This is a genomic window from Halorubrum rubrum (assembly GCF_024494685.1).
Taxonomy (GTDB): domain Archaea; phylum Halobacteriota; class Halobacteria; order Halobacteriales; family Haloferacaceae; genus Halorubrum; species Halorubrum rubrum.
Genome location: NZ_JANHDM010000008.1, coordinates 156,424 through 175,844, shown reverse-complemented (window position 1 = coordinate 175,844; position 19,421 = coordinate 156,424). Strand labels below are relative to the sequence as shown.

The 19,421-nt window shown below is 69.2% G+C and carries 17 protein-coding genes and 1 pseudogene; 5 read left to right on the top strand and 13 right to left on the bottom strand.

Annotated features, from left to right (window positions below; translation table 11 throughout):
• Positions 1–1,044: RNA-guided endonuclease InsQ/TnpB family protein (locus tag NO889_RS10595; RefSeq protein ID WP_256412217.1), on the top strand; the 1,044-nt coding region annotated here is incomplete at its 5' end.
• 215 nt (positions 1,045–1,259) lie between these two features.
• Here the strand turns inward: NO889_RS10595 and NO889_RS10590 are convergent.
• The gene (locus NO889_RS10590) at positions 1,260–2,240 is read right to left on the bottom strand and encodes a PLP-dependent cysteine synthase family protein (protein WP_256412216.1); all 981 of its coding nucleotides are present in this window, start codon (positions 2,238–2,240) and stop codon (positions 1,260–1,262) included.
• A 137-nt stretch (positions 2,241–2,377) separates the two neighbouring features.
• Here NO889_RS10590 and thrS point away from each other — a divergent pair, with 137 nt between their 5' ends.
• Positions 2,378–4,357 (top strand): threonine--tRNA ligase, encoded by a 1,980-nt coding sequence (gene thrS, locus NO889_RS10585; RefSeq protein ID WP_256412215.1) that lies wholly within the window; start codon positions 2,378–2,380, stop codon positions 4,355–4,357.
• 180 nt (positions 4,358–4,537) lie between these two features.
• On the top strand, positions 4,538–5,713 hold the full coding sequence (locus NO889_RS10580) for a pyridoxal-phosphate-dependent aminotransferase family protein (protein WP_256412214.1): 1,176 nt from the start codon (positions 4,538–4,540) through the stop codon (positions 5,711–5,713).
• Positions 5,714–5,783: 70 nt separating this feature from the next.
• Here the strand turns inward: NO889_RS10580 and NO889_RS10575 are convergent, their stop codons facing one another.
• The 6 genes and pseudogenes from NO889_RS10575 to NO889_RS10550 form a co-directional block, all read right to left on the bottom strand.
• Positions 5,784–6,902, bottom strand: coding sequence for a DUF7551 domain-containing protein (locus NO889_RS10575; protein ID WP_256412213.1), 1,119 nt, complete (start codon positions 6,900–6,902; stop codon positions 5,784–5,786).
• A gap of 39 nt (positions 6,903–6,941) precedes the next feature.
• Entirely contained in the window at positions 6,942–7,748 is an 807-nt protein-coding gene (locus tag NO889_RS10570) for an FAD-binding protein (protein WP_256412212.1), read from the bottom strand.
• Entirely contained in the window at positions 7,745–7,921 is a 177-nt protein-coding gene (locus tag NO889_RS10565) for a hypothetical protein (protein ID WP_256412211.1), read from the bottom strand. Before NO889_RS10565 ends, NO889_RS10570 begins: the two co-directional genes overlap by 4 nt.
• Positions 7,922–8,140 (bottom strand): annotated as a pseudogene (locus NO889_RS10560) (ABC transporter substrate-binding protein); the annotation flags it as partial.
• A 179-nt stretch (positions 8,141–8,319) separates the two neighbouring features.
• Positions 8,320–9,366 carry a threonine aldolase family protein gene (locus NO889_RS10555; protein ID WP_256412210.1) on the bottom strand — a complete coding sequence of 349 codons (1,047 nt, stop codon included), beginning with the start codon at positions 9,364–9,366 and terminating at the stop codon, positions 8,320–8,322.
• A gap of 93 nt (positions 9,367–9,459) precedes the next feature.
• Positions 9,460–10,572, bottom strand: coding sequence for an acyltransferase family protein (locus NO889_RS10550; RefSeq protein ID WP_256412209.1), 1,113 nt, complete (start codon positions 10,570–10,572; stop codon positions 9,460–9,462).
• Positions 10,573–10,706: 134 nt separating this feature from the next.
• On the opposite strand from NO889_RS10550, the gene NO889_RS10545 reads away from it, so the two are divergent.
• A complete protein-coding gene (locus NO889_RS10545) occupies positions 10,707–12,233 on the top strand; it encodes a carboxypeptidase M32 (protein ID WP_256412208.1) in 1,527 nt (508 codons plus the stop codon).
• Between the two features lie 35 nt (positions 12,234–12,268).
• Here the strand turns inward: NO889_RS10545 and NO889_RS10540 are convergent, their stop codons facing one another.
• Both NO889_RS10540 and NO889_RS10535 read right to left on the bottom strand, forming a co-directional pair.
• A complete protein-coding gene (locus NO889_RS10540; protein ID WP_256412207.1) occupies positions 12,269–13,345 on the bottom strand; it encodes an NAD(P)/FAD-dependent oxidoreductase in 1,077 nt (358 codons plus the stop codon).
• Positions 13,346–13,512: 167 nt separating this feature from the next.
• Positions 13,513–14,685, bottom strand: coding sequence for a 3-dehydroquinate synthase II (locus tag NO889_RS10535; RefSeq protein WP_256412206.1), 1,173 nt, complete (start codon positions 14,683–14,685; stop codon positions 13,513–13,515).
• 153 nt (positions 14,686–14,838) lie between these two features.
• On the opposite strand from NO889_RS10535, the gene NO889_RS10530 reads away from it, so the two are divergent.
• A complete protein-coding gene (locus NO889_RS10530; protein WP_256412205.1) occupies positions 14,839–15,417 on the top strand; it encodes an NADPH-dependent FMN reductase in 579 nt (192 codons plus the stop codon).
• Between the two features lie 13 nt (positions 15,418–15,430).
• Here the strand turns inward: NO889_RS10530 and NO889_RS10525 are convergent, their stop codons facing one another.
• The 4 genes from NO889_RS10525 to trpC form a co-directional block, all read right to left on the bottom strand.
• Positions 15,431–16,222: a 2-amino-3,7-dideoxy-D-threo-hept-6-ulosonate synthase gene (locus NO889_RS10525; RefSeq protein WP_256412204.1), complete on the bottom strand. Its 792-nt coding sequence runs from the start codon at positions 16,220–16,222 to the stop codon at positions 15,431–15,433.
• A gap of 108 nt (positions 16,223–16,330) precedes the next feature.
• Positions 16,331–17,224, bottom strand: a complete 894-nt coding sequence (gene trpA, locus NO889_RS10520) for a tryptophan synthase subunit alpha (RefSeq protein ID WP_256412203.1) — start codon at positions 17,222–17,224, stop codon at positions 16,331–16,333.
• Positions 17,225–18,529 carry a tryptophan synthase subunit beta gene (gene trpB / locus NO889_RS10515; RefSeq protein WP_256412202.1) on the bottom strand — a complete coding sequence of 435 codons (1,305 nt, stop codon included), beginning with the start codon at positions 18,527–18,529 and terminating at the stop codon, positions 17,225–17,227.
• Positions 18,526–19,386 (bottom strand): indole-3-glycerol phosphate synthase, encoded by an 861-nt coding sequence (gene trpC / locus NO889_RS10510; RefSeq protein WP_256412201.1) that lies wholly within the window; start codon positions 19,384–19,386, stop codon positions 18,526–18,528. The genes trpB and trpC overlap by 4 nt, the downstream gene beginning before the upstream one ends.
• Positions 19,387–19,421: the final 35 nt, after the last annotated feature.

Here is a 19,421-nt window from a genome sequence, read left to right as displayed (position 1 = left end):
CTTCAAGAACTCGCTGAGGCGTTCAACGGTTGGTACGGCAAGCGACGCAACGGAGACACGCGAGCGAACCCGCCCGGATACCGCAAACACGGTGACGACCACCCGCGTTCCACGGTCACATTCAAGCAGAAAGGCTTCAAACTCGACACCCAGTACAACCGCGTTCGGCTCTCAAACGGATCGAACCTGAAGGAGTACTGGTCGGACTTTGTCCTGTGTAAGTACCAGACTCGCCCGAATGTTGACCTCTCCACCGTGGAGAGCGTCCAACAAGTCAAAATTGCCTGGACGGGTGAGGAATGGGAACTCCACTTCGTCTGTAAGGTCAAGATCGACGTGAACGAAGCCCCCGGTGAGAAGACGGTCGGTGTTGATCTCGGGATCAACAACTTCGCTGCACTCGCGTATGAAGACGGTCACAGCGAGCTATACCCGCTGAACTGCTTGAAACAGGACGACTACTACTTCAGCAAGCGAATCGCTCGGTGTGACGACTCGGACTCCGAGCAGGCCACGCGACTGAACCAGAAGAAGTCGGCCCGCCGTACTCACTACTTTCACACCCTCTCCAAGCACATCATCCAGCAGTGTGTTGACGAGAAAATTGGAACGATCGTGGTGGGTGATCTCTCCGGCATCCGTGAGGATGAAGAGAACGCCGAGGCGAAGAACTGGGGCAAGCATGGCAATCTTGACCTCCACTCGTGGGCGTTCGACCGGTTCACCGACCTCCTCGAATACAAAGCCGAGATGGAAGGCATCACGGTTGAAAAGGTGTCTGAGCGGGATACCTCGAAGTCGTGCTCGTGCTGTGGTCGAAAGCGTGACGCGAACCGTGTTGAACGCGGACTGTATGTCTGCGATGAGTGCGGTACAGTGGCGAACGCGGACATAAACGGTGCAGAAAACATTCGGCAGAAAGTATCTCCGAATTCACCGAATCTCTCGGTGAATAGGAGTAACGGCTGGTTGGCACAGCCATCGGCGTTCCTGTTTGACACGGAAACTGGCGCATTCGCGCCTCAAGAACAGGTCACGTCGTAACCCACAATATCCCAACTCAGCGGCGCAGTGCCGTGGGAATCCTCGCGCTTCAGCGCGGGGAGGATGTCAAGCCTGAAAGAGGGTCTCCCAACGGAGCCGGCTACTCATAACGACAACGGTACTCCCACTGATCGGATGACGAACAGCGGTGAGAGTTCAAGATCGAATCGCGCCCACCACGAGGGGGGTCGTTCAGAATCGAAGGAGGTCCTCCGCTACCCCTCCCACTCCTCGAAGTCGCGGTAGACGCCCTTCGAGAGGTAGCGCTCGGCGGAGTCGGGGAAGACGGTCACGACGCTCGCGTGGGGGGCGTCGACCTCCTCGTCGCGGATCCCGCGGGCGACCCGTTTGGCGGCGAGCGCGTTCGCGGCCGACGAGGAGGCGACGAGGTGGCCCTCCTCGCTCGCGAGCCGGGCCATCTCCTCGTGGACCTCGCGGTCAGGGATCGCGCGGATCTCGTCGACGAGGTCGGGATCGAACAGCTCGTTGGTCCCGATGTCGTGGGTGCCGATCCCCTCGGTCTTGTACTCCTCGTGGTCGACGTCCTCGCCGAAGAACTCGCGGTACGCGGAGCCGGCGGGCTCGACGGCGACGACGCGGGTGTCGGGCTCGCGCTCGCGGAAGTAGCGAGCCATGCCCATCAGGGTGCCGGCGGTGCCGCAGCCGGCGACGACGGCCCCCACCTCGCCGTCGAGCGCCTCGTCGATCTCCGGGGCCGTCGTCTCGTAGTGGGCCTCGGCGTTGAGCGGGTTCGAGAACTGCTGGGGGACCACCGCGCCGTCCAGCTCCTCGGCGATCTCGTGGGCGCGCTCGATCGCGAACCCCATCCCGTCGTCGGTGGGCGTGTTGATCACGTCCGCGCCGAGCGCCCGCATCAGCTGCTGTTTCTCGACGGAGAAGCGCTCGGGGACGACGAAGACGGCGTTCACCCCGAGCTGTTCGGCGGCGACCGCGATCCCGATCCCCGTGTTGCCGGCGGTCGGCTCGATCACCGTTCCGCCCGGTTCGAGGTCGCCCCGCTCCAGCATCTCCTCGAGCATGTACGTCCCGATGCGGTCCTTGACGCTCGCGCCGGGATTGAACGACTCCAGTTTCGCGTACACCGGCACCGCGTCCGGCGAATCGTGGACCCGGACGAGCGGCGTCTCGCCGACCGTCTCCAACACCGACTGGAGGGGCTCGCGGTGCGTGGTCATGTAGAGGCAAGGGTTGCCGCCCGGTTTGTGTGTTTCCATCGGTGCGGTGGCCGATCGCCGACGCTCGTCGTCGACCTCCGGCGTCGACCCGCCCCGTCGACTCTCGCGATCCCGTTCGGGCGGATCGAACAACACTTATGCCGTTCGTCCGGCTTTCCGAGGGTATGAGCGAGACGGACGCGCGCGCCGACGTGACGGTCGTCCTCCCGGACGGGTCAGAGCTCTCCGTGCCGGCCGGATCGACGGTCGAGGACGTCGCTTACGAGATCGGTCCCGGACTCGGACGCGACACGGTCGCCGGCAAGATCGACGGCGAGCTCGTCGAGAGGCACGCCGAGGTGGCCGACGGCGACCGGATCGAGATCGTCACCGACCAGTCGGACGAGTACCTGACGGTCCTGCGCCACACGGCCGCGCACGTCTTCGCACAGGCGCTCCAGCGACTCTACCCCGAGGCGACGCTCACGATCGGCCCGCCGACCGACGAGGGGTTCTACTACGACGTGACCGACGTCGACCTCGACGAGGACGACCTCGACGTCATCGAGGCCGAGATGGAGGAGATCATCGCGGCCGACTACGACGTCGAGCGCGTCGTCCGCTCGCGCGAGGACGCGATGGAGATCTACGCCGACAACGAGTACAAACGCCAGATACTGGAGGAGGAAGCCGACGACGACGAGGTGACCTTCTACGTCCAGGACGGCTGGCAGGACCTCTGTCGGGGCCCGCACGTGGAGTCGACCGGCGAGATCGGGGCGGCGGCGCTGCTCGAGGTGTCGGCGGCCTACTGGCGCGGCGACGAGGACAACGACACCCTGACGCGCGTGTACGGGACGGCGTTCGCCTCCGAGTCCGACCTCGAGGAGCACCTCGAACTGCGCGAGCGGGCCGAGGAGCGCGACCACCGCAAGATCGGCCAGGAGATGAACCTCTTCTCGATCCCGACGGTGACGGGGCCGGGCCTCCCGCTGTATCACCCGCCGGGCAAGACCGTCCTGAACGAGCTCTCCGGGTTCGCGAACGGACTCAATCGCGAGAACGGCTACGAGGAGGTCGAGACGCCGCACGTGTTCCGGACGGAGCTGTGGAAGAAGTCCGGCCACTACGAGAACTACAAGGAGGACATGTTCCTCCTCGACGTCAACGACGAGGAGTACGGGCTCAAACCCATGAACTGTCCGGGCCACGCCACGATCTTCGACCAGCAGTCGTGGTCCTACCGCGACCTCCCGAAACGCTACTTCGAGAACGGGAAGGTGTACCGCAAGGAGCAGCGCGGCGAGCTGTCGGGACTCTCGCGGGTGTGGTCGTTCACCATCGACGACGGCCATCTCTTCGTCCGCCCCGACCAGATCCGGAAAGAGATCGAGTCCGTCATCGGGATGATCTTCGAGGTCGTCGAGACCCTCGACCTCGAGGTCGAGGTCGCGTTAGCGACCCGGCCCGAGAAGTCCGTCGGCGGCGACGAGATCTGGGAGTCCGCCGAGGAGCAGCTGCGCGACGTGCTCGAGTCCGGCGGCTACGACTACGACGTCGAGCCCGGCGACGGGGCCTTCTACGGCCCGAAGATCGACTTCGGCTTCGAGGACGCCCTGGGCCGCGTCTGGGACGGGCCGACGGTCCAGCTGGATTTCAACATGCCCGAGCGCTTCGGGTTGACCTACACCGGCGAGGACAACGAGGAGCACCGCCCGGTGATGATCCACCGGGCGCTGTACGGGAGCTACGAGCGCTTCTTCATGGTTCTCATCGAGCACTTCGACGGCGACTTCCCGCTGTGGCTCGCGCCCGAACAGGTTCGGATCCTCCCCGTCTCCGACGAGACGCTCGGCTACGCCCACCGCGTGAAGAACGCGCTCGCCGACGCGGGGATCCGCGTCGAGGTCGAGGACCGCGACTGGACGGTCGGCCGCAAGATCCGCCAGGGCCACGACGACCGGCTCCCGTACATGGTCGTCGTCGGCGACGACGAGGCCGAGGCCGGCACCGTCTCGGTGCGCGACCGCTTCGAGAACCAGCGCGGCGACGTCGACCTCGACGTCTTCGTCGACCACCTGGTCGCGGAGTACGAGGAGAAGCGCGTCGAGCCGGACTTCGTGACGAGCGCGGAGTAGCCCTCGAACCCGCCACTCTCCCGGAGATCGATCGCACGGGAGCGGACGATCGACGTGGACCGTCGCGATCGCGGACGTCGTCGCCGTTGCCGTCCCGTTGCCGTTTCGGTCGCGGACGTCGTCGCCGTCGCCGTTTCGGGTTCCGTCGCGTTTTTCACGTCCGCCGCGAGAACGGCTAGTATGCACGATCGATCACCGGAGATCGCCGGGGACGCCGAAGCGCCGCAGGTCGGAGAGCTCTCGCCGCCGGACCGGACGCTGATGGGGCCGGGGCCGAGCGAGGTCCACCCGCGGGTGCTTCGCGGAATGAGCACGCCGCTGGTCGGCCACCTCGACCCCGCGTTCGTCGAGATAATGGACGAGGTTCAAGAGCTGTTGCGGTACACGTTCCGGACCGACAACCGGTGGACGATCCCGGTCTCGGGGACCGGCTCGGCGTCGATGGAGGCGGCGATCGGCAACCTCGTCGAGCCCGGCGACATGATGCTCGTTCCGACGAACGGCTACTTCGGCGAGCGGATGGCTTCGATGGCCGAGCGCGCCGGCGGCGACGTCGTCGAGGTCGACGCGCCGTGGGGCGAGCCGCTCGACCCCGCCGACGTCGAGGCGGCGTTCGACGCCCACCAGCCGGACGTGTTCGGGTTCGTCCACGCGGAGACCTCGACCGGCGTCCTCCAGCCGCACGTCTCCGAGCTGACCGACATCGCGCACGCCCACGACGCGTACGTCATCGCCGACTGCGTCACGTCGCTCGGCGGCGTCGAGATGCGCGTCGACGAGTGGGACGTCGACGTGGCGTACTCCGGGCCACAGAAGTGCCTCTCGTGTCCGCCGGGCGCGAGCCCGCTCACGCTCAACGACCGGGCGATGGACAAGGTGCTCGACCGCGACGAGCAGCCCCGGTCGTGGTACCTCGACCTCTCGCTTCTGGAGGGGTACTGGGGCGACGAGCGCGCCTACCACCACACCGCGCCGATCACCAACGTGTACGCGATCCGCGAGGCACTCCGGCTCGTCGCCGAGGAGGGCATCGAGAGCCGCTGGGAGCGGCATCGCGCGGTCGCGGGCGACCTGAAGGCCGGCCTCCAGGACCTCGGACTGGAGATGAACGCGCCAGACGAGTACTGGCTGCCCAGCCTCAACGCGGTCAGGGTGCCCGACGGGATCGACGACGGCGCGGTCATCGACTACCTCCTCGAGGAGTACGACATCGAGATCGCCTCCGGGCTCGGCGATCTCGCGGGCGACGTCTGGCGGATCGGCTGTATGGGCTACTCCGCGCGCCCGCAGAACGTCGAGTTCCTGCTCGCGGCCCTCGAGGACGCGCTCGCCGACCAGGGGTTCGACGGTAACTGACGCTCCCGATCGGGTTCGACCGTTCACCCCGTCGTCGTTGCCGTCTCGTCCGCCGTTCCGTGCTCGTCCGTTACGACTCGGACGACGCGGACGACCCGGCCGAGCGGATCGGAGCGACGACCAGGCCGTCCGGGTCGACCCGTCTTCGGTTTTCGTCGTCGCTCCGGTTTTCGTCGTCGCTCCGGTGTTCCTCACTGCTCTCGTCGTCGCTCCCGCTTTCGTCATCGAACGCGATCCGGACCCGCCAGCCGTCGTCCGTCGGTTCCACCCGCGTTCCCGTGGGCCGCCGTTTCGAGGCTCGACCGAGGAGGTCGACGACGATCGGCAACACGGGCAGCGATCCGCATCGTGGAGAGAGCGCGTATCCGGTAAGCCGGATGTCCGTCGTTCGGCGACCGTCACCGTCGAAATCGGGCGGTTCGCGTCGATCGAAGTCGTCGACGATCCCGCATCCCCGAAGCTCGTCGAGCGTCGCCGTGACCGGTTCGGCGGCCGCCGGCGTCGGAGCGTCCAGTCGACCGGCCGCATCGGCGAGGATGGACGCCTGTTCGTCGGGTGAGAGGCGGTCGGCGAGTTCCGCGGCCATCCCCTCGAGCAGCCGGAGACAGAGGTCGTCGGGATCGCCGACCCGTTCGGCGAGCGCGAAGTAGCGGTCCATCACCGCCTCCTCGACCCGTCGCTTTCCGCTCGCCGAGAGCGACTCGAAGACGACGGCGGCGATCCGATGACAGAACTCAACCAACCGCCGTCGGCGTTCGTTACGCTTGGCCGAGCCGTTGACGACCGGCTCCGTGAGCGCCCACTCGCGGTCGTCCCCGCCGTCCCGCTCGTCACCGTCGCCCCGTTCACTCTCATCGTCCAACTCGCTCTCCCTCTCGTCGTCGGAGACGAACACGGACGCCGGATCGGAACGCTTCGGTTCCTCGACCGTGGTTCGGGCGGACTCATCGTACAGCTGGCAGACGATGACGTCGTAGCGGGGGAGCTCCGGATCGTACCGGCGGAGTGCGGCCCGGTACTGCTCGGTCGCTCGCGCGGCCACCCGCGCGGTGGATCGGTCCGGGAACCGGAGTCCAGCCGCGGGAACGGGGCGGTCGCCGTAGCGCGCACAGACGAGACGGTACTCGCCGTCACCGCTCGCGAGCCGCCCGATGTGGTCGCGAATGTCCTCGAGCGTGGTGCCGATCATTTGTCTTCCTCGGCCGAGCGCAGCGTTCCGCTCACTCGATCAGTCCTCTCGAAGGCTCGGATGCGTCTCCTGGTCGTCCGGGTGCGGCTCTCCGAAGCGCTCGCGCATTGTCTCGAGCGACCGGGTCTCGCGTCGTCGTCGCTCGGCCTCGGCTATCTCCTCGCATCCCGGCGGGATCGGCCGCCCGCGGTCGGAGAAGTATCCCTCGGGAGCGACCCAGTCGTGGTAGAACGGCCCGTCGTCGTCCTCGAGGAGGGTGACTGCGACCTCCGCGCCGTGGCCGGCACACACCGCGGCCTGGTGCGGTTTCTCGGCGAGCCGCCCCGCGGCGTACAGGCCGTCAACACCGGTCCGACCGCGCTCGTCGGTGTCGACGAACGTCTTCCCGCGGTCGAGGAGGCCGACGCCGTCGATCCCCTCCAGGTAGCCGGTCTCGTTCTTCGTGGCGGCGACGACGTACCGCGTCCGGATCCGGGAACCGTCGTCGGCCGTGACCGCGAACCGACCGTCGTCCGCCGGGGACGACTCCCCTGCGTCGGGAGTGTCGGCGTCGACGACCTCGACGCGAACGACCCGAGCGTTCGTCAGGCTCGCGCCGGCGTTCTCGGCCTGCTCGGTGAGGAGGTCGAGCAGACGGCGCGCGTTGACGCCGACGGGGAAGCCGGGGAAGTTCTCCAGATGTGCGTTCCGGCGCAGGATCGAGCCGTTCGGATCGACGACGAGCGTGTCGAGGTCGTGACGGGCCGTGAAGACGGCCGCCGAGAGTCCGGCGACTCCGCCTCCGACGACCACCACGTCGCGGTCGACCGGGGCGTCCGGAGCCGCGGCGTCGGGCCCGCCCGTCATCGTCGCACCTCGACCGGGTGCTCGGCGGCGATGAACGGGGGATCGCCGGCGGCGGACGCGAACGCGAGGCCGCCGTCGAAGCCACGCTCGACCCGCCACGTCGGGAGCGTCGGCACGTCGTACTCCGTCGGGTCGCCGGACGCGGCCGCGACAGCCCACTCGCGGGCGCGCATCTACAGATCACCCGCGACGGCGTCTCTGACTCGCCGGCGGTCGGACAGGCGTTCCTCCTCGGGGAATTCCGGGTACGGACCCTCCTCGTGACGGGGCCACTCGCCGAACGCCTTCGGATAGAGCTGTTTCGCGGTCATCTCCAGTTGGAAGCGGTTGAGAACCGGACCCCGATATCGGGCCCCCTGCTCATGAATTCGCTCGTTCCGGACCGCCGTGACCCCGAGCCGACGGCACAGCCCGCGAGGACTCCCGCACCCACGACCGCGCCGCCGTGTCTGGTCACGCCACGACGGGTCGTCCCCGCCGGTGTCTCTCGTCATATGTTTTAGGCTCGCCTAAAGGATTAAATCGCTTTCGAATAGTAGGTAGACTAACTGACGGAAGCGAAGGAAGCGGTCTACGCCGACAGCCCCTCGACGACCTCGCTCACCCGGTCGACCGCGTCGTCGACGTCGTCCGCGTCGATGCCGAGGTGCGTCGTAAACCGGGTGGTGTACGTGTCGAACTCGCCGCAGCCGACGCCGGCGTCGGTACAGGCCTCGACGAGGTCGCCCGCCTCGATCCCGGCCGCCTCGGTGTCGGCGACGACGATGTTCGTGTCGGGCTCGGGGACCGAGACGCCCGGTATCGAGTCCAGGCCCGCGGCGAGGGCGGCGGCGTTCGCGTGGTCCTCCGCCAGGCGCTCGACGTTCTCCAGCGCGAGCAGGCCGGGTGCGGCGATCATCCCGGCCTGCCGCATCCCGCCGCCGAACAGCTTGCGGACCCGCCGGGCCTCGTCGACGAACGCCTCGTCCCCGGCGAGGATCGACCCGACCGGCGCGCCGAGCCCCTTCGAGAGACAGAACGTGACGCTGTCTATTTCCTCGAGCAGCGACGGTGCGGGCTCCTCGAGCGCGACGCTCGCGTTGAACACGCGCGCGCCGTCGAGGTGGACGGGAACGCCGGCGTCGCCCGCGGCGGTCGCGGCCGCGTCGAGCCGGGCCTTCGGTACGGCGACTCCGCCCCGGTAGTTGTGGGTGTTCTCGAGGCTCAGGAGGCCGGTCCCCGGCCGGTGGAGGTCCTCCTCGACGATCTCGCGTTCGACCGCCTCCGCGGTCGGAACGCACCGTTCGCCCGCGTCGATCGTCCGGGTCTGGAGTCCCGAGAGCGCGGACGCGCCCGCGAGCTCCCAGCGGTAGACGTGCGACTCCCGCTCCAAGAGCAGCTCCTGACCGGGATCGGTGTGGACGTTGATCGCGATCTGGTTGGCCATCGTCCCGCTCGGGGTGTAGAGCGCGGCCTCCATGCCGACGGCCTCGGCCGCGCGGCGCTCCAGTTCGTTGACCGTCGGGTCGTCGCGGTACACGTCGTCGCCGACCTCGGCGTCCCGTGCCGCGTCCCGCATCGCCTCCGAGGGTTGCGTGACGGTGTCGGACCGCATGTCGATGAAGTCGTCCGTGGACATCCTTGTGCGGCGGTTTCTCGGCCGGCGCCAAATAGCTCTCGCTCCCGGAGTCGCTGGTGTCGGACCGTCGCCCGAGTCGTCGACGTCAGCGTCTCACCGCGACCGGCGCGACGCGAGGAGGGGGACACCGGGGAAGTGGCTCCCGCCGATCTCGACGATCCGGAGTCGGTGGGCGAGCAGGTAGACGCCGAGCGCACCGGCCACCGTCGACGGCGTTCCGCCGACGTGCCAGAACGCCGCGGCGACCGTCTCCCAGCCGGCCGCCGCGAGCGCGTCGCGGAGCCCCCGGATCGCGGCGAGAACGACGGGATGCGTGACGTAGATCCCCACGGCGTACACGCCCCAGGAGGGGAGCGGCGTGCCGGCCCCGAGCGTCGGCCGCGACAGCAGGAACAGGAACAGCGAGAGGGTGAGAAACGCCGTGGTGACTCCGAAGCTCGGCGCGAAGACGTACGAACCGAACGATTCGCCGCGAAGCGGGTAGCCGAGCAGGGAGAACTCGACGATCTGGAGGACGACGAAACAGGCGACGAGAGCCAGCAGGATCCCGCTCCGGTCCCGCGACGGATTCCATCCGTGGCGGGCGATCGCGTACCCCAGGCTCACGTAGAAGAAGCCGAAGAAGAGTCCGTCGCGGACCTCGAATGGCACGTCGACGAACATCGTGTAGCTCGTCCCAAGCAGGCCGACGACGTGGAGACACAGCGCGACCGCCAGACCGACGCGCGGCCGCCCGATCGCCGCGAACGCCGCGACGAACGCGAGCGAGAACAGGAGCGCCGGGAGGAACCAGAGGACCTCCGAGACGGAGGTGCCGTAGTACAGAAGCTCGATCGGGTCCAGGAACGCGGCGATCCGCGCCGCGCCGGCGCGGACCACCGGGCGGCCGGTCGCCACGTCGGTCGCCAGCCGACCGCCGAAGAACGCCGGCGCGGCGAGTGCGAGCCCGAACGCGTACAGCGATCCGAGCGCGACGGTCCGCCGGAGGAGGTACGTCCGCGGGTCTCGGTCGACCGTCTTCCTCGCGAAGAAGTACCCCGAGACGAGGAAGAAGAACGGCACGGCGAACCGCGCCGTCGTCTTTATCGCGAAGTTGACTGCGTTTCCGGCGGTCCCGAGCCCCTGAAAGGGATCCGTGTGGATCGCCACGACGAGCACCACCGCAACGATGCGCATGGCGTCGATGCTGTGGACGCGATCGGTCATCGCCGGCCCTCAGTATCGAGCGGTAATGACCGTTTCCACTCCGCGGTCCGAGCCGCCGGAGCGGCGCGGAACCGTGGTGGGCGTGCGGTTCCGCGAGCGGGTCCTTCTTAACGTACCCGACCGTTCCACGCGGTATGGCAACGGAAGCCGCATCCGACGACGGGTCCGACGCCCCGGACGCGTACGACGCCCTCCTCGAGCGCGCGAAACGCTGGAACGCCGTCGGCAGCGCGGCCGGCGTGCTCGGCTGGGACCAGCAGGTGATGATGCCCGAGGGCGGTACCCCCGCCCGATCGAAGCAGCTCTCCGCGCTCTCGTCGGTCCGCCACGACATGCTGACCGACGACGAGACCGCCGCCCTCCTCGCGGAGCTCGCGGACGCCGACCTGACGGACGAGGAGTCCGCGGTCGTCCGCGAGATCCGCCGGGAACACGAGCGCGCCGACGCCGTCCCCGTCGAACTCGTCGAGCGGATCTCCGAGGCGAGCTCGGAGGCGCTCGCGGCCTGGGAGGAGGCACGAGCCGAGGACGACTTCGAGGCGTTCGCCCCGCACCTGGAGCGACAGGTCGAGCTCAAACGCGAGTACGCCGACCACGTCGACCCCGACCGGGACCCCTACGAGGTGCTCTTCGAGGAGTACGAGCCGTGCCTCTCCATCGAGCGCGCGGAGGGGATCCTCGAGGAGTTGCGGGAGGCGCTCGTCCCGATGATCGACGCGATCCGCGCGTCCGACCGAGACCTCGCCGTCGACACCTTCCGGGGGACCTTCCCGACGGACGACCAGGAGGCGCTCGCGCGCGACGCCCTGGAGCTCGTCGGCTACGACTTCGAGCGCGGCCGGCTCGACGTCTCCTCGCACCCGTTCACGTCCGGCAACCAGTTCGACTGCCGGGTGACGACGCGGTTCGACGCGTCCGACCCGCTCGCCGCGGTGGGGTCGACGATCCACGAGTTCGGCCACGCCCAGTACAACCTCGGACTTCCCCAGGAGCACTGGGGGACGCCGCTCGGCGAGTCGCGCGACCTCTCGGTCCACGAGTCACAGTCGCGGCTCTGGGAGAACCACGTCGGCCGGAGCCGGGCGTTCTGGGAGCTCTTCTTGCCGACGTTCGAGGAACGCTTCCCGGAGACCGCGGACGCGACCGTCGAGGACGCCTACGAGGCCGTAAACCAGGTGTACGAGGACAACCTCATCCGCGTCGAGGCCGACGAACTCACCTACCACCTTCACATCGTCGTCCGATTTGAGATCGAACGCGACCTGGTCCGCGGCGACCTCGCGGTCGAGGACGTGCCCGAAACGTGGAACGACAAGTACGAGCAGTACCTCGGGATCCGCCCCGAGACGGACGCGGAGGGGTGTCTCCAGGACATCCACTGGAGCCACGGCAACTTCGGCTACTTCCCGACGTACTCGCTCGGCTCCGTCATGGCGGCACAGCTGTACGCCGCGGCCGAGAGCGAGATCGACGATCTGGAGGGATCGATCGCCGACGGCGACTTCGACCGGCTCCACGGGTGGCTCGGCGAGAACGTCCACCGCCACGGCTCCCGCTACGAGACGAACGAGCTGGTGAGGCGCGCGACCGGCGAGGACTTCTCCGCGGACGCGTTCCTCGCGTACGTCGAGGGAAAGTACGGCGAGCTGTACGACCTCTAGCGGGCCACGGCCCGGTTCCCGTTCGTCGCCCGGATTCAGACCTCGCGAGCGACCCGCTCGCCGACGTCGAGCCCGTTCGCGAGCGCGGCGTGGAGCCGGCCCTCGCCGGCGACCCAGTCGCCGAGGACGTACAGCCCCTCGCGCGCCGCGGCGTCGACCGGGTCCTCCCCGTCCGCCGGATCGCGGTCGATCTCCCCCTCCGGGATCGCGTAGCGCCACCCCTGGTGGTCCGTCCAGTCGGGATCGAGGAGACGGTCGTCGCCGACGATCTCGGCGGCGTGGCCGGCGAGTTCCGCGACGTTGTCGGCGGGGTCGACGTCGTAGCGCTCCGCGGACCACTCGCCGCCCGCCTGGACGACGAGCAGCGACTCGCCGTCGGGGACGTGACCGGCCTTACACTCCTCGCGGGAGATCCAGCCGACCTCGTGTTCCTTGTCCGTGTTCACGAGCCCGTAGTAGGGCCGGTCGAGCGCGAATGGATAGTGGAGGACCGCGGTCCAGACGGCGCGGTAGGGGACGTCGGCGGCGGCCGCCCGGAGCGACTCGCGGACCGGTGAGTCCCACTCGGCGTCGGAGAGGAGCTCGGCGCTCTGGGGGGCCGGCGGGTTCACGAGGAGGACGTCGAAGGGCCCCCACGAGTCGCCGTCGGTGTCGACGAGGGTCCAAGCAGAGTCGCGGTCGTCCCTCTCCTCCCGCCGGATCGTCTCGACGCGGGTTCGTCGATGGATCGTCGCGTCGGTCCCGCCGAAGAGACGCTTCGCGATCTGGGTGAGTCCCATGCGGTAGCTCCACTTGTGTTCGTCGGCGTCGCGGCCGGACGACACCTCGCCCGACTCCTCGAACGTGTGGACCGGCTCCGTCACCTCGACCATCCCCTCGTCGTCGAGGACCTCGGTCACGAGATCGACGACGCGCGCGTCGTCGGATTTGAGGTAGTTCGCGCCGTAATCGTACACGAGGTCCCGCTCGTCGTTTCGCCGGGTCGCGGCTCGACCACAGAGTCCGCCCGACTTCTCGAGGACGGTCACCTGCGCGTCCGGGACGGCCGAGTCGAGGACGTGCGTCGCCGCGGCCGCGGCCGCGCCCGCCCCGATGATGCCGATGGTGGTCATGGACGTGTGAGAGTACGGCCGTGGAGGGATAACCGTTGTCGAGGTCAGAAGGCGATACCGAAGCGTGCCCCGCCGCCGTCGCTCTCGCCAGCCGTGACCCCCTCTCCGTGCGCGTCGGCGATCCGCGCCGCGATCGAGGGCCCGTAATTACCGGTTGTTCCGTCGGCTCACTTCTCGATGATGCTCTCCTCGACGGCCTCGCCGAAGTGGCGCGCGACGTCCTCGTAGTAGACGAGCGCCTCGTCGCCGGCCTCGAGGTCGGTGACCGCCTTGCGTCCCTCGCTCGTGGCGACCTTCACCGTCTCGGCGTTCTGGATCAGCGTCTCGATCCGGTCGACGCCGTCGTCGGTCTCGAGCTCCGCCTGGACTCGGAACATCGGGCGCTTCTCGATCTTCACGCGGCCGACGATCGCCTCGCGGGTGTGCCCCTCCGTGTCGACGACCTGGACCTCGTCGCCGCTCGACAGCTCCGCGAGGTAGTTCGTCCCGCCGTCGGGGTTGCGCACGTACGCGTGGACGGCGCCCGCGTTCACGCGGAACGGGCGCGACTCGACGTACGGCGACTCCGCGGTCTCCGCGTGGACGAAGAAGAGCCCGCGCGACATCGACCCGACCAGCATCCCCTCCGCGTCGTCCATCAGCGACCCGGTGTCGATACAGACGCGGTCGGCCATGCCGGTGGCCTCGACCGCGGTCACCTCGGCGTACCGCAACTCGAGCGTCTCGCGGTCGGCCGCGTCGCGGGCCTCGACCGCGCCGCGGATCTCGTCGGGCGAGTCCGAGTCGATGAGGACGCCGTCCGCACCGATCTCGAGCGTCTCGAAGGCGGTTCGCGCCTCGGCGGCGGTCGTCGCGCCAGCGATCAGGTGGGTCTCCTCGCCGACCCGCGCGATCAGGTTCTCGAGGGGAATGATCGACCAGTCCTCGCCGACGATAACGGTGAAGTCGGCCGCCTCCGCGGCCTCCTCGGCGAACGCCTCGTACTCGGTGCCGAGCACGCGGACGTACGCGCCCTGCGCGCGGTCGTCGCGCCGGCGCAGCGTCGTGAGGTCGGCCGAGCCGGAGAAGTCCTCCGGGAGGTCGATGGTGCCGTCGCCCTCGCCGCCCTTCCCGACGAAGTAGGCGTCCGCCTCCGCCTGCTCGTCGTCGCCGTCGACGACGTCGGCGTCCGCGAGGAACGCCGCCACGTTCACGTCGCCGAGCTCCCTGACGCGCGCGACGTCCGCCTCGTCGACGAGCACCCAGTCGACCCCCGCCTCGATGGCGGCCGTGATCCGTCGCTTCCGCGCCTCCCAGTCGCCGACCGCGCCGTCGGCTTTGACCCAGACCGTGCGTGTCATTACTGGAACCTCACGGGGACGGTGCTTGAAAACTGCGGAAGGGACATGCGCGGACGCGGGACTCGGCTCGGCTCCGGCACCTACGGGCGACCGGGGCACGGGTGGGGGGATCTCGGGCGACCGTATTAGTGCGCGGCCGCCGTTCGGGCGTCCATGGCCGACTCACCACGTGTCGTCGCGATCCCCGGAAGTCTTCGGGAGACGAGCCACACTCGAACGGGCCTCCGTCGCGCGCTCGACGGCGTTCGCGAGGCGGGCGGGAGCGGCGAACTGCTCGACCTCCGGGAGTACGACCTCCCGCCGTTCGACGCCGACCGCGACGAGGCGGGCGACGCCGAGGCGTTCACCCGACGGGTACGGGAGGCGGACTCCGTCCTCCTCGGCACGCCGATGTACCACGGTTCGTACTCCTCGCCGCTCAAGACGGCGATCGACTACTGCGGGTTCGACGAGTTCGAGGACGAGACCGTCGGCCTGCTGGCGGTCGCCGGCGGCGGGTTCCCCGTCACCGCGCTCGACCACCTCCGGTCGGTCTGTCGGGCGCTCAACGCGTGGGTGATCCCCCATCAGGTCGCGATCCCCCACGCGAGCGAGCAGTTCGAGGACGGCGAGTTCGCCGACGAGGGGCTCGACCGACGGACGCTCACGCTCGGCCGCCGGGCGGTCCAGTACGCGGACATCGAGCCCGATCCGGGCTCCTTCGAGGGCGGACAGAACGTCGGCGCCGAGTGAGCCGGGCTCCCGACTACGCCTCGAGGAACCCGCCGGCCTCGAGCGCCGCCTCCACGTCGGCGTCGTCGTGGACGACCGCCGACACCGCGCTCGCGATCCCCTCGGGGTCGTCGTGCTGGAAGATCGACCGCCCCATCGAGACGCCGGCCGCGCCGCCGTCCATCGCGCCGCGCACCATCTCGACGGTTTCACGATCCGTCCCCTTCGAGCCGCCGGCGATGACGACGGGGAGCCGGGTGGACTCGGTGACGCGCCCGAAGGAGTCGCCGTCGCCTGAGTAGCCGGTCTTCACCACGTCCGCGCCGAGCTCCTCGGCGAGCCGGACGGCGTGCCCGAGCGACTCGGGGTCGGCGCTGTCGACGCCCGGTCCGCGCGCGTACGCCATCGCGAGCACCGGGAGCCCGAGCCGCGAGGCGTCCTCCGTGAGCTCCGCGAGCTCCTCGATCTGCTCGGGCTCGTGGTCGGAGCCGACGTTGATGTGGAACGAGACCGCGTCCGCGCCGGCGCGGACCGCCGCCTCCGCGCTCGCGGTGACACGTTTGTCCTGTTCGTCCGGGCCGATCGTCGTCGAGGCGTTGACGTGGACGATGTAGCCCGCGCCGTTCTTGTTGTCGTGGACGCGCGGGGCGATCCCCCGCTGGGTGAGCACCGCGTCCGCGCCGCCCTTCGTGACGCCGTCTATCGTCGACTCGATGTCGACGAGTCCCTTCACCGCGCCCATCGTGATCCCGTGGTCCATCGGGACGATGAGGTAGCGATCGTTCGTCGAGATCCGGTCGAGTCGTGCCGAGAGTCCTGCTGTCATTGTGGATCGGTCTTATGTGACCCTGTGTCAAAGGGAGGTAAGTCGGTTTCGTTCCGGGACGTATCCGCTTGATCCGCCGCCCCGTTCGGTTCGATTCCGTCGTCCCGCTCAGCGCGACTCCGCCGCCTTCGTCCGCGCCGCGTAGCCGCGCTCGGCGCCCGCCTTCAGCTCCCGCGAGAGCGACTCGAGCCGATCGGCGACCGCCTCGGTCGCGAGGTCGTTCTCGACGCCGTCGGCGACGATGTCGACGAGCGCGGAGCCGACGATGATCCCGTCCGCGCCGCCCGCGACGATCCGCTCGGCGTGCTCGCCCGTCGAGATGCCGAAGCCGACCGCCTTCGGCACGTCGTACCCGCGGAGCCGGTCGAGGCTCTCGGTCGTGCTGTCTGCCACGTCGCTTTTCGCGCCCGTCGTCCCGAGCCGCGCCTGGACGTAGACGTACCCAGAGACCCGGCTCATGATGCGCTCGAGCCGCTCGCCCTTCGTGGTCGGGGCGACGATGAAGACGAGGTCCAGCCCGAACTCGTCGCAGGCCTCCCGCAGCGGGTCGGCCTCCTCGGCGGGGAGGTCGGGGACGACGAACCCCTCCAAGCCGACCTCGGCCGCCTTCTCGACGAAGGCGCGGGGGCCGTCGCTCGCGGCGTCGCCGCTCGATTCCGAGGCGCTTCGCGCCTCGCTGCCGTACTGGTAGATCAGGTTGTAGTAGGTCATACAGACGAGCGGCGCGTCGACGTCGAGCTCCTCGACGAACTCGAAGAAGCGGTCGGGCGTCATCCCGGCCGAAAGCGAGCGCACGACGGCGCCCTGGATCGTCGGTCCCTCGGCGATCGGCTCGGAGAAGGGGAGCCCGAGTTCGATCACGTCGGCCCCGCCGCGGTCGAGCGCCTCGACGTAGGCGAGCGACGACTCGTAGTCGGGGTCGCCGACGGCGAGGTACGGGACGTAAGCCGGGCCGTCCGCGAACGCGGCGGCGATGGCCTCGCTGTTGCCGGTTGTGGGCATTCAGATCCCCCCCGTGAACATCGACATGTCGGGCGCGCCTTCGATGTCGCGCTTGTCCGTCTCCTCGATGGCGGCGTCGAGGTCCTTGTCGCCGCGGCCGGAGACGGTCACGACCACGCGCTCGCCGAGGTCGTCGGCGTGCTCCTCGAGGTAGCCGAACGCGTGGGCGGTCTCTAACGCCGGGATGATCCCCTCGGTGTTCGAGAGCCGGTGGAACCCCTCGAGCGCGGCGTCGTCGTCGACCGCGACCGGCGTGACCCGCCCCTCGTCGACGAGGTACGCGAGCTCGGGCCCGACCCCGGCGTAATCCAGTCCGGAGGAGACGGAGTGGCTCTCCATGATCTGGCCGTGGGAGTCCTGGAGCAGCTTCGTGCGCGCGCCGTGGAGCACGCCCTCCTCGCCGGCGTAAAGCGACGCGGAGTTGGGCGCGACGCCCGTCTCCTCGTCGACCTCCAGCGTGGAGCCGCCGGCCTCGATCGCGTGGAGCGCGACCGCCTCGTCGTCGACGAATCCCGCGAACGACCCCATCGTGTTGGAGCCGCCGCCCGCGCAGGCGACCACGTCGGTCGGGAGCTCGCCCGCCCTCTCGATCGACTGCGCGCGCGCCTCCTCGGAGATGACCGCCTGGAAGTCCCGGACCATCACCGGGAACGGGTGGGGGCCGACGACGCTGCCGATCACGTAGTGGGTGTTCTCGACGGTGGTCGCCCAGTCGCGCATCGTCTCCGAGATGGCCTCCTTCAGCGTGCCGCGGCCGGCGGTGACGGGGTTCACCTCCGCACCGTTGAGCTTCATCCGGAAGACGTTGGGGCGCTGGCGGTTGATGTCGCGCTCGCCCATGTAGATCTCACAGGGCACGTCGAGGTGGGCGGCCGCCATCGCGGTCGCGGTGCCGTGCTGGCCCGCGCCCGTCTCCGCGACGATCCGTTCCTTCCCCATGTACTTCGCGAGAAGCACCTGACCGAGGGCGTTGTTCAGCTTGTGTGCGCCGCCGTGGAGCAGGTCCTCGCGTTTGAGGTACACGTCCCGGTCGTAGCGCTCGGAGAGCCGGTCGGCGCGCTGAAGCGGCGTCGGCCGGCCGCCGAAGTCCGCGAGCCGCTCGCGGAACTCGTCCATGAACCCGTCCTCGTTGTTCAGGACGTACCGCTCGTAGGCGTCGGTCAGCTCCTCGATCGCGGGCATCAGCGCCTCCGGGACGTACTGACCGCCGTAGCGGCCGAACTTCCCGTCGTCGCGGCCGCGCTCGCGGCCCGGTCGCCGCGAGGGCTCCGGTGCGTCGTTCGTCGTGGACTCGGTCTCGCTCATATACGTGTCTCCGGGGCGTCGTCGGTGGAGTGAGTGTCGGTTTCCGCTCGGGTCAGCTCTCGGGTGTTCGCCTCGACGTCGCCGTCCATGATCGCGCTGCCGACGAGGAGCGCGTCCGCGCCGGCCGCCCGCATCCGGCGGACGTCCGCGGGGGAGGCGATCCCGCTCTCGGCGATCAGCGTCGCGTCGTCGGGGACCGCCGGCGCGACCGACTCGACGGTGGAGAGATCGACCTCGAGTCTCGCGAGGTCGCGGTTGTTCACGCCGATGATCGTCGCGCCGGCGTCGACCGCGGCGGCGAGCTCCTCACGGTCGTGGACCTCCACGAGGACCTGGAAGCCCCGGTCGCGGGCGGCCGCGAGCAGGTCGGCGAGGTCGTCGCCGACGAACCGGGCGATGAGCAGGACGACGTCGCTCTCGACGGCGTCCAGCTGCGACTCCGCCACGACGAAGTCCTTGCGGAGGACCGGCACGTCGACCGCCGCGCGCACGCGCTCGAGCGTCTCCGTGCTCCCGCCGAAGTGCTCCGGCTCCGTGAGCACGCTCAGCGCGGTCGCGCCGCCGGCGACCATCGACTCGGCCAGCTCGACCGGGTCGTCCTCGCGGGTCCCCTCCGTGGTCGGACTCGTCGGCTTGACCTCCGCGATCACGGGGACGCGGCCGTCGGCCTCCGCGCGCTCGAAGGCGTCGCGCAGGTCGCGGGGGTCGACGGCGACGCGGTCCGAATCGACCGGCTCGCCGTCCTCCGTCCGTTCCCCGCCGCTCTCTCCCCCGTCTCGCCCGCCCGCCCCAGCCCGCTCGCGGGCCGCGGCGAGGATCGACCGTACCGCCGGATCCAACTCCGCTGTATCGTCCATTACTGTACACTAATGAACGTATCTGTACATAAGGC

What these genes read in the sequence shown, in the direction of transcription:
- NO889_RS10590 (WP_256412216.1), bottom strand. Translation starts at nt 2,240, where the DNA reads ATGACCACGCACCGCGAGCCCCTCCAGTCGGTGTTGGAGACGGTCGGC.
- thrS (WP_256412215.1), top strand. Translation starts at nt 2,378, where the DNA reads ATGCCGTTCGTCCGGCTTTCCGAGGGTATGAGCGAGACGGACGCGCGC.
- NO889_RS10580 (WP_256412214.1), top strand. Translation starts at nt 4,538, where the DNA reads ATGCACGATCGATCACCGGAGATCGCCGGGGACGCCGAAGCGCCGCAG.
- NO889_RS10575 (WP_256412213.1), bottom strand. Translation starts at nt 6,902, where the DNA reads ATGATCGGCACCACGCTCGAGGACATTCGCGACCACATCGGGCGGCTC.
- NO889_RS10570 (WP_256412212.1), bottom strand. Translation starts at nt 7,748, where the DNA reads ATGACGGGCGGGCCCGACGCCGCGGCTCCGGACGCCCCGGTCGACCGC.
- NO889_RS10565 (WP_256412211.1), bottom strand. Translation starts at nt 7,921, where the DNA reads ATGCGCGCCCGCGAGTGGGCTGTCGCGGCCGCGTCCGGCGACCCGACG.
- NO889_RS10555 (WP_256412210.1), bottom strand. Translation starts at nt 9,366, where the DNA reads ATGTCCACGGACGACTTCATCGACATGCGGTCCGACACCGTCACGCAA.
- NO889_RS10550 (WP_256412209.1), bottom strand. Translation starts at nt 10,572, where the DNA reads ATGACCGATCGCGTCCACAGCATCGACGCCATGCGCATCGTTGCGGTG.
- NO889_RS10545 (WP_256412208.1), top strand. Translation starts at nt 10,707, where the DNA reads ATGGCAACGGAAGCCGCATCCGACGACGGGTCCGACGCCCCGGACGCG.
- NO889_RS10540 (WP_256412207.1), bottom strand. Translation starts at nt 13,345, where the DNA reads ATGACCACCATCGGCATCATCGGGGCGGGCGCGGCCGCGGCCGCGGCG.
- NO889_RS10535 (WP_256412206.1), bottom strand. Translation starts at nt 14,685, where the DNA reads ATGACACGCACGGTCTGGGTCAAAGCCGACGGCGCGGTCGGCGACTGG.
- NO889_RS10530 (WP_256412205.1), top strand. Translation starts at nt 14,839, where the DNA reads ATGGCCGACTCACCACGTGTCGTCGCGATCCCCGGAAGTCTTCGGGAG.
- NO889_RS10525 (WP_256412204.1), bottom strand. Translation starts at nt 16,222, where the DNA reads ATGACAGCAGGACTCTCGGCACGACTCGACCGGATCTCGACGAACGAT.
- trpA (WP_256412203.1), bottom strand. Translation starts at nt 17,224, where the DNA reads ATGCCCACAACCGGCAACAGCGAGGCCATCGCCGCCGCGTTCGCGGAC.
- trpB (WP_256412202.1), bottom strand. Translation starts at nt 18,529, where the DNA reads ATGAGCGAGACCGAGTCCACGACGAACGACGCACCGGAGCCCTCGCGG.
- trpC (WP_256412201.1), bottom strand. Translation starts at nt 19,386, where the DNA reads ATGGACGATACAGCGGAGTTGGATCCGGCGGTACGGTCGATCCTCGCC.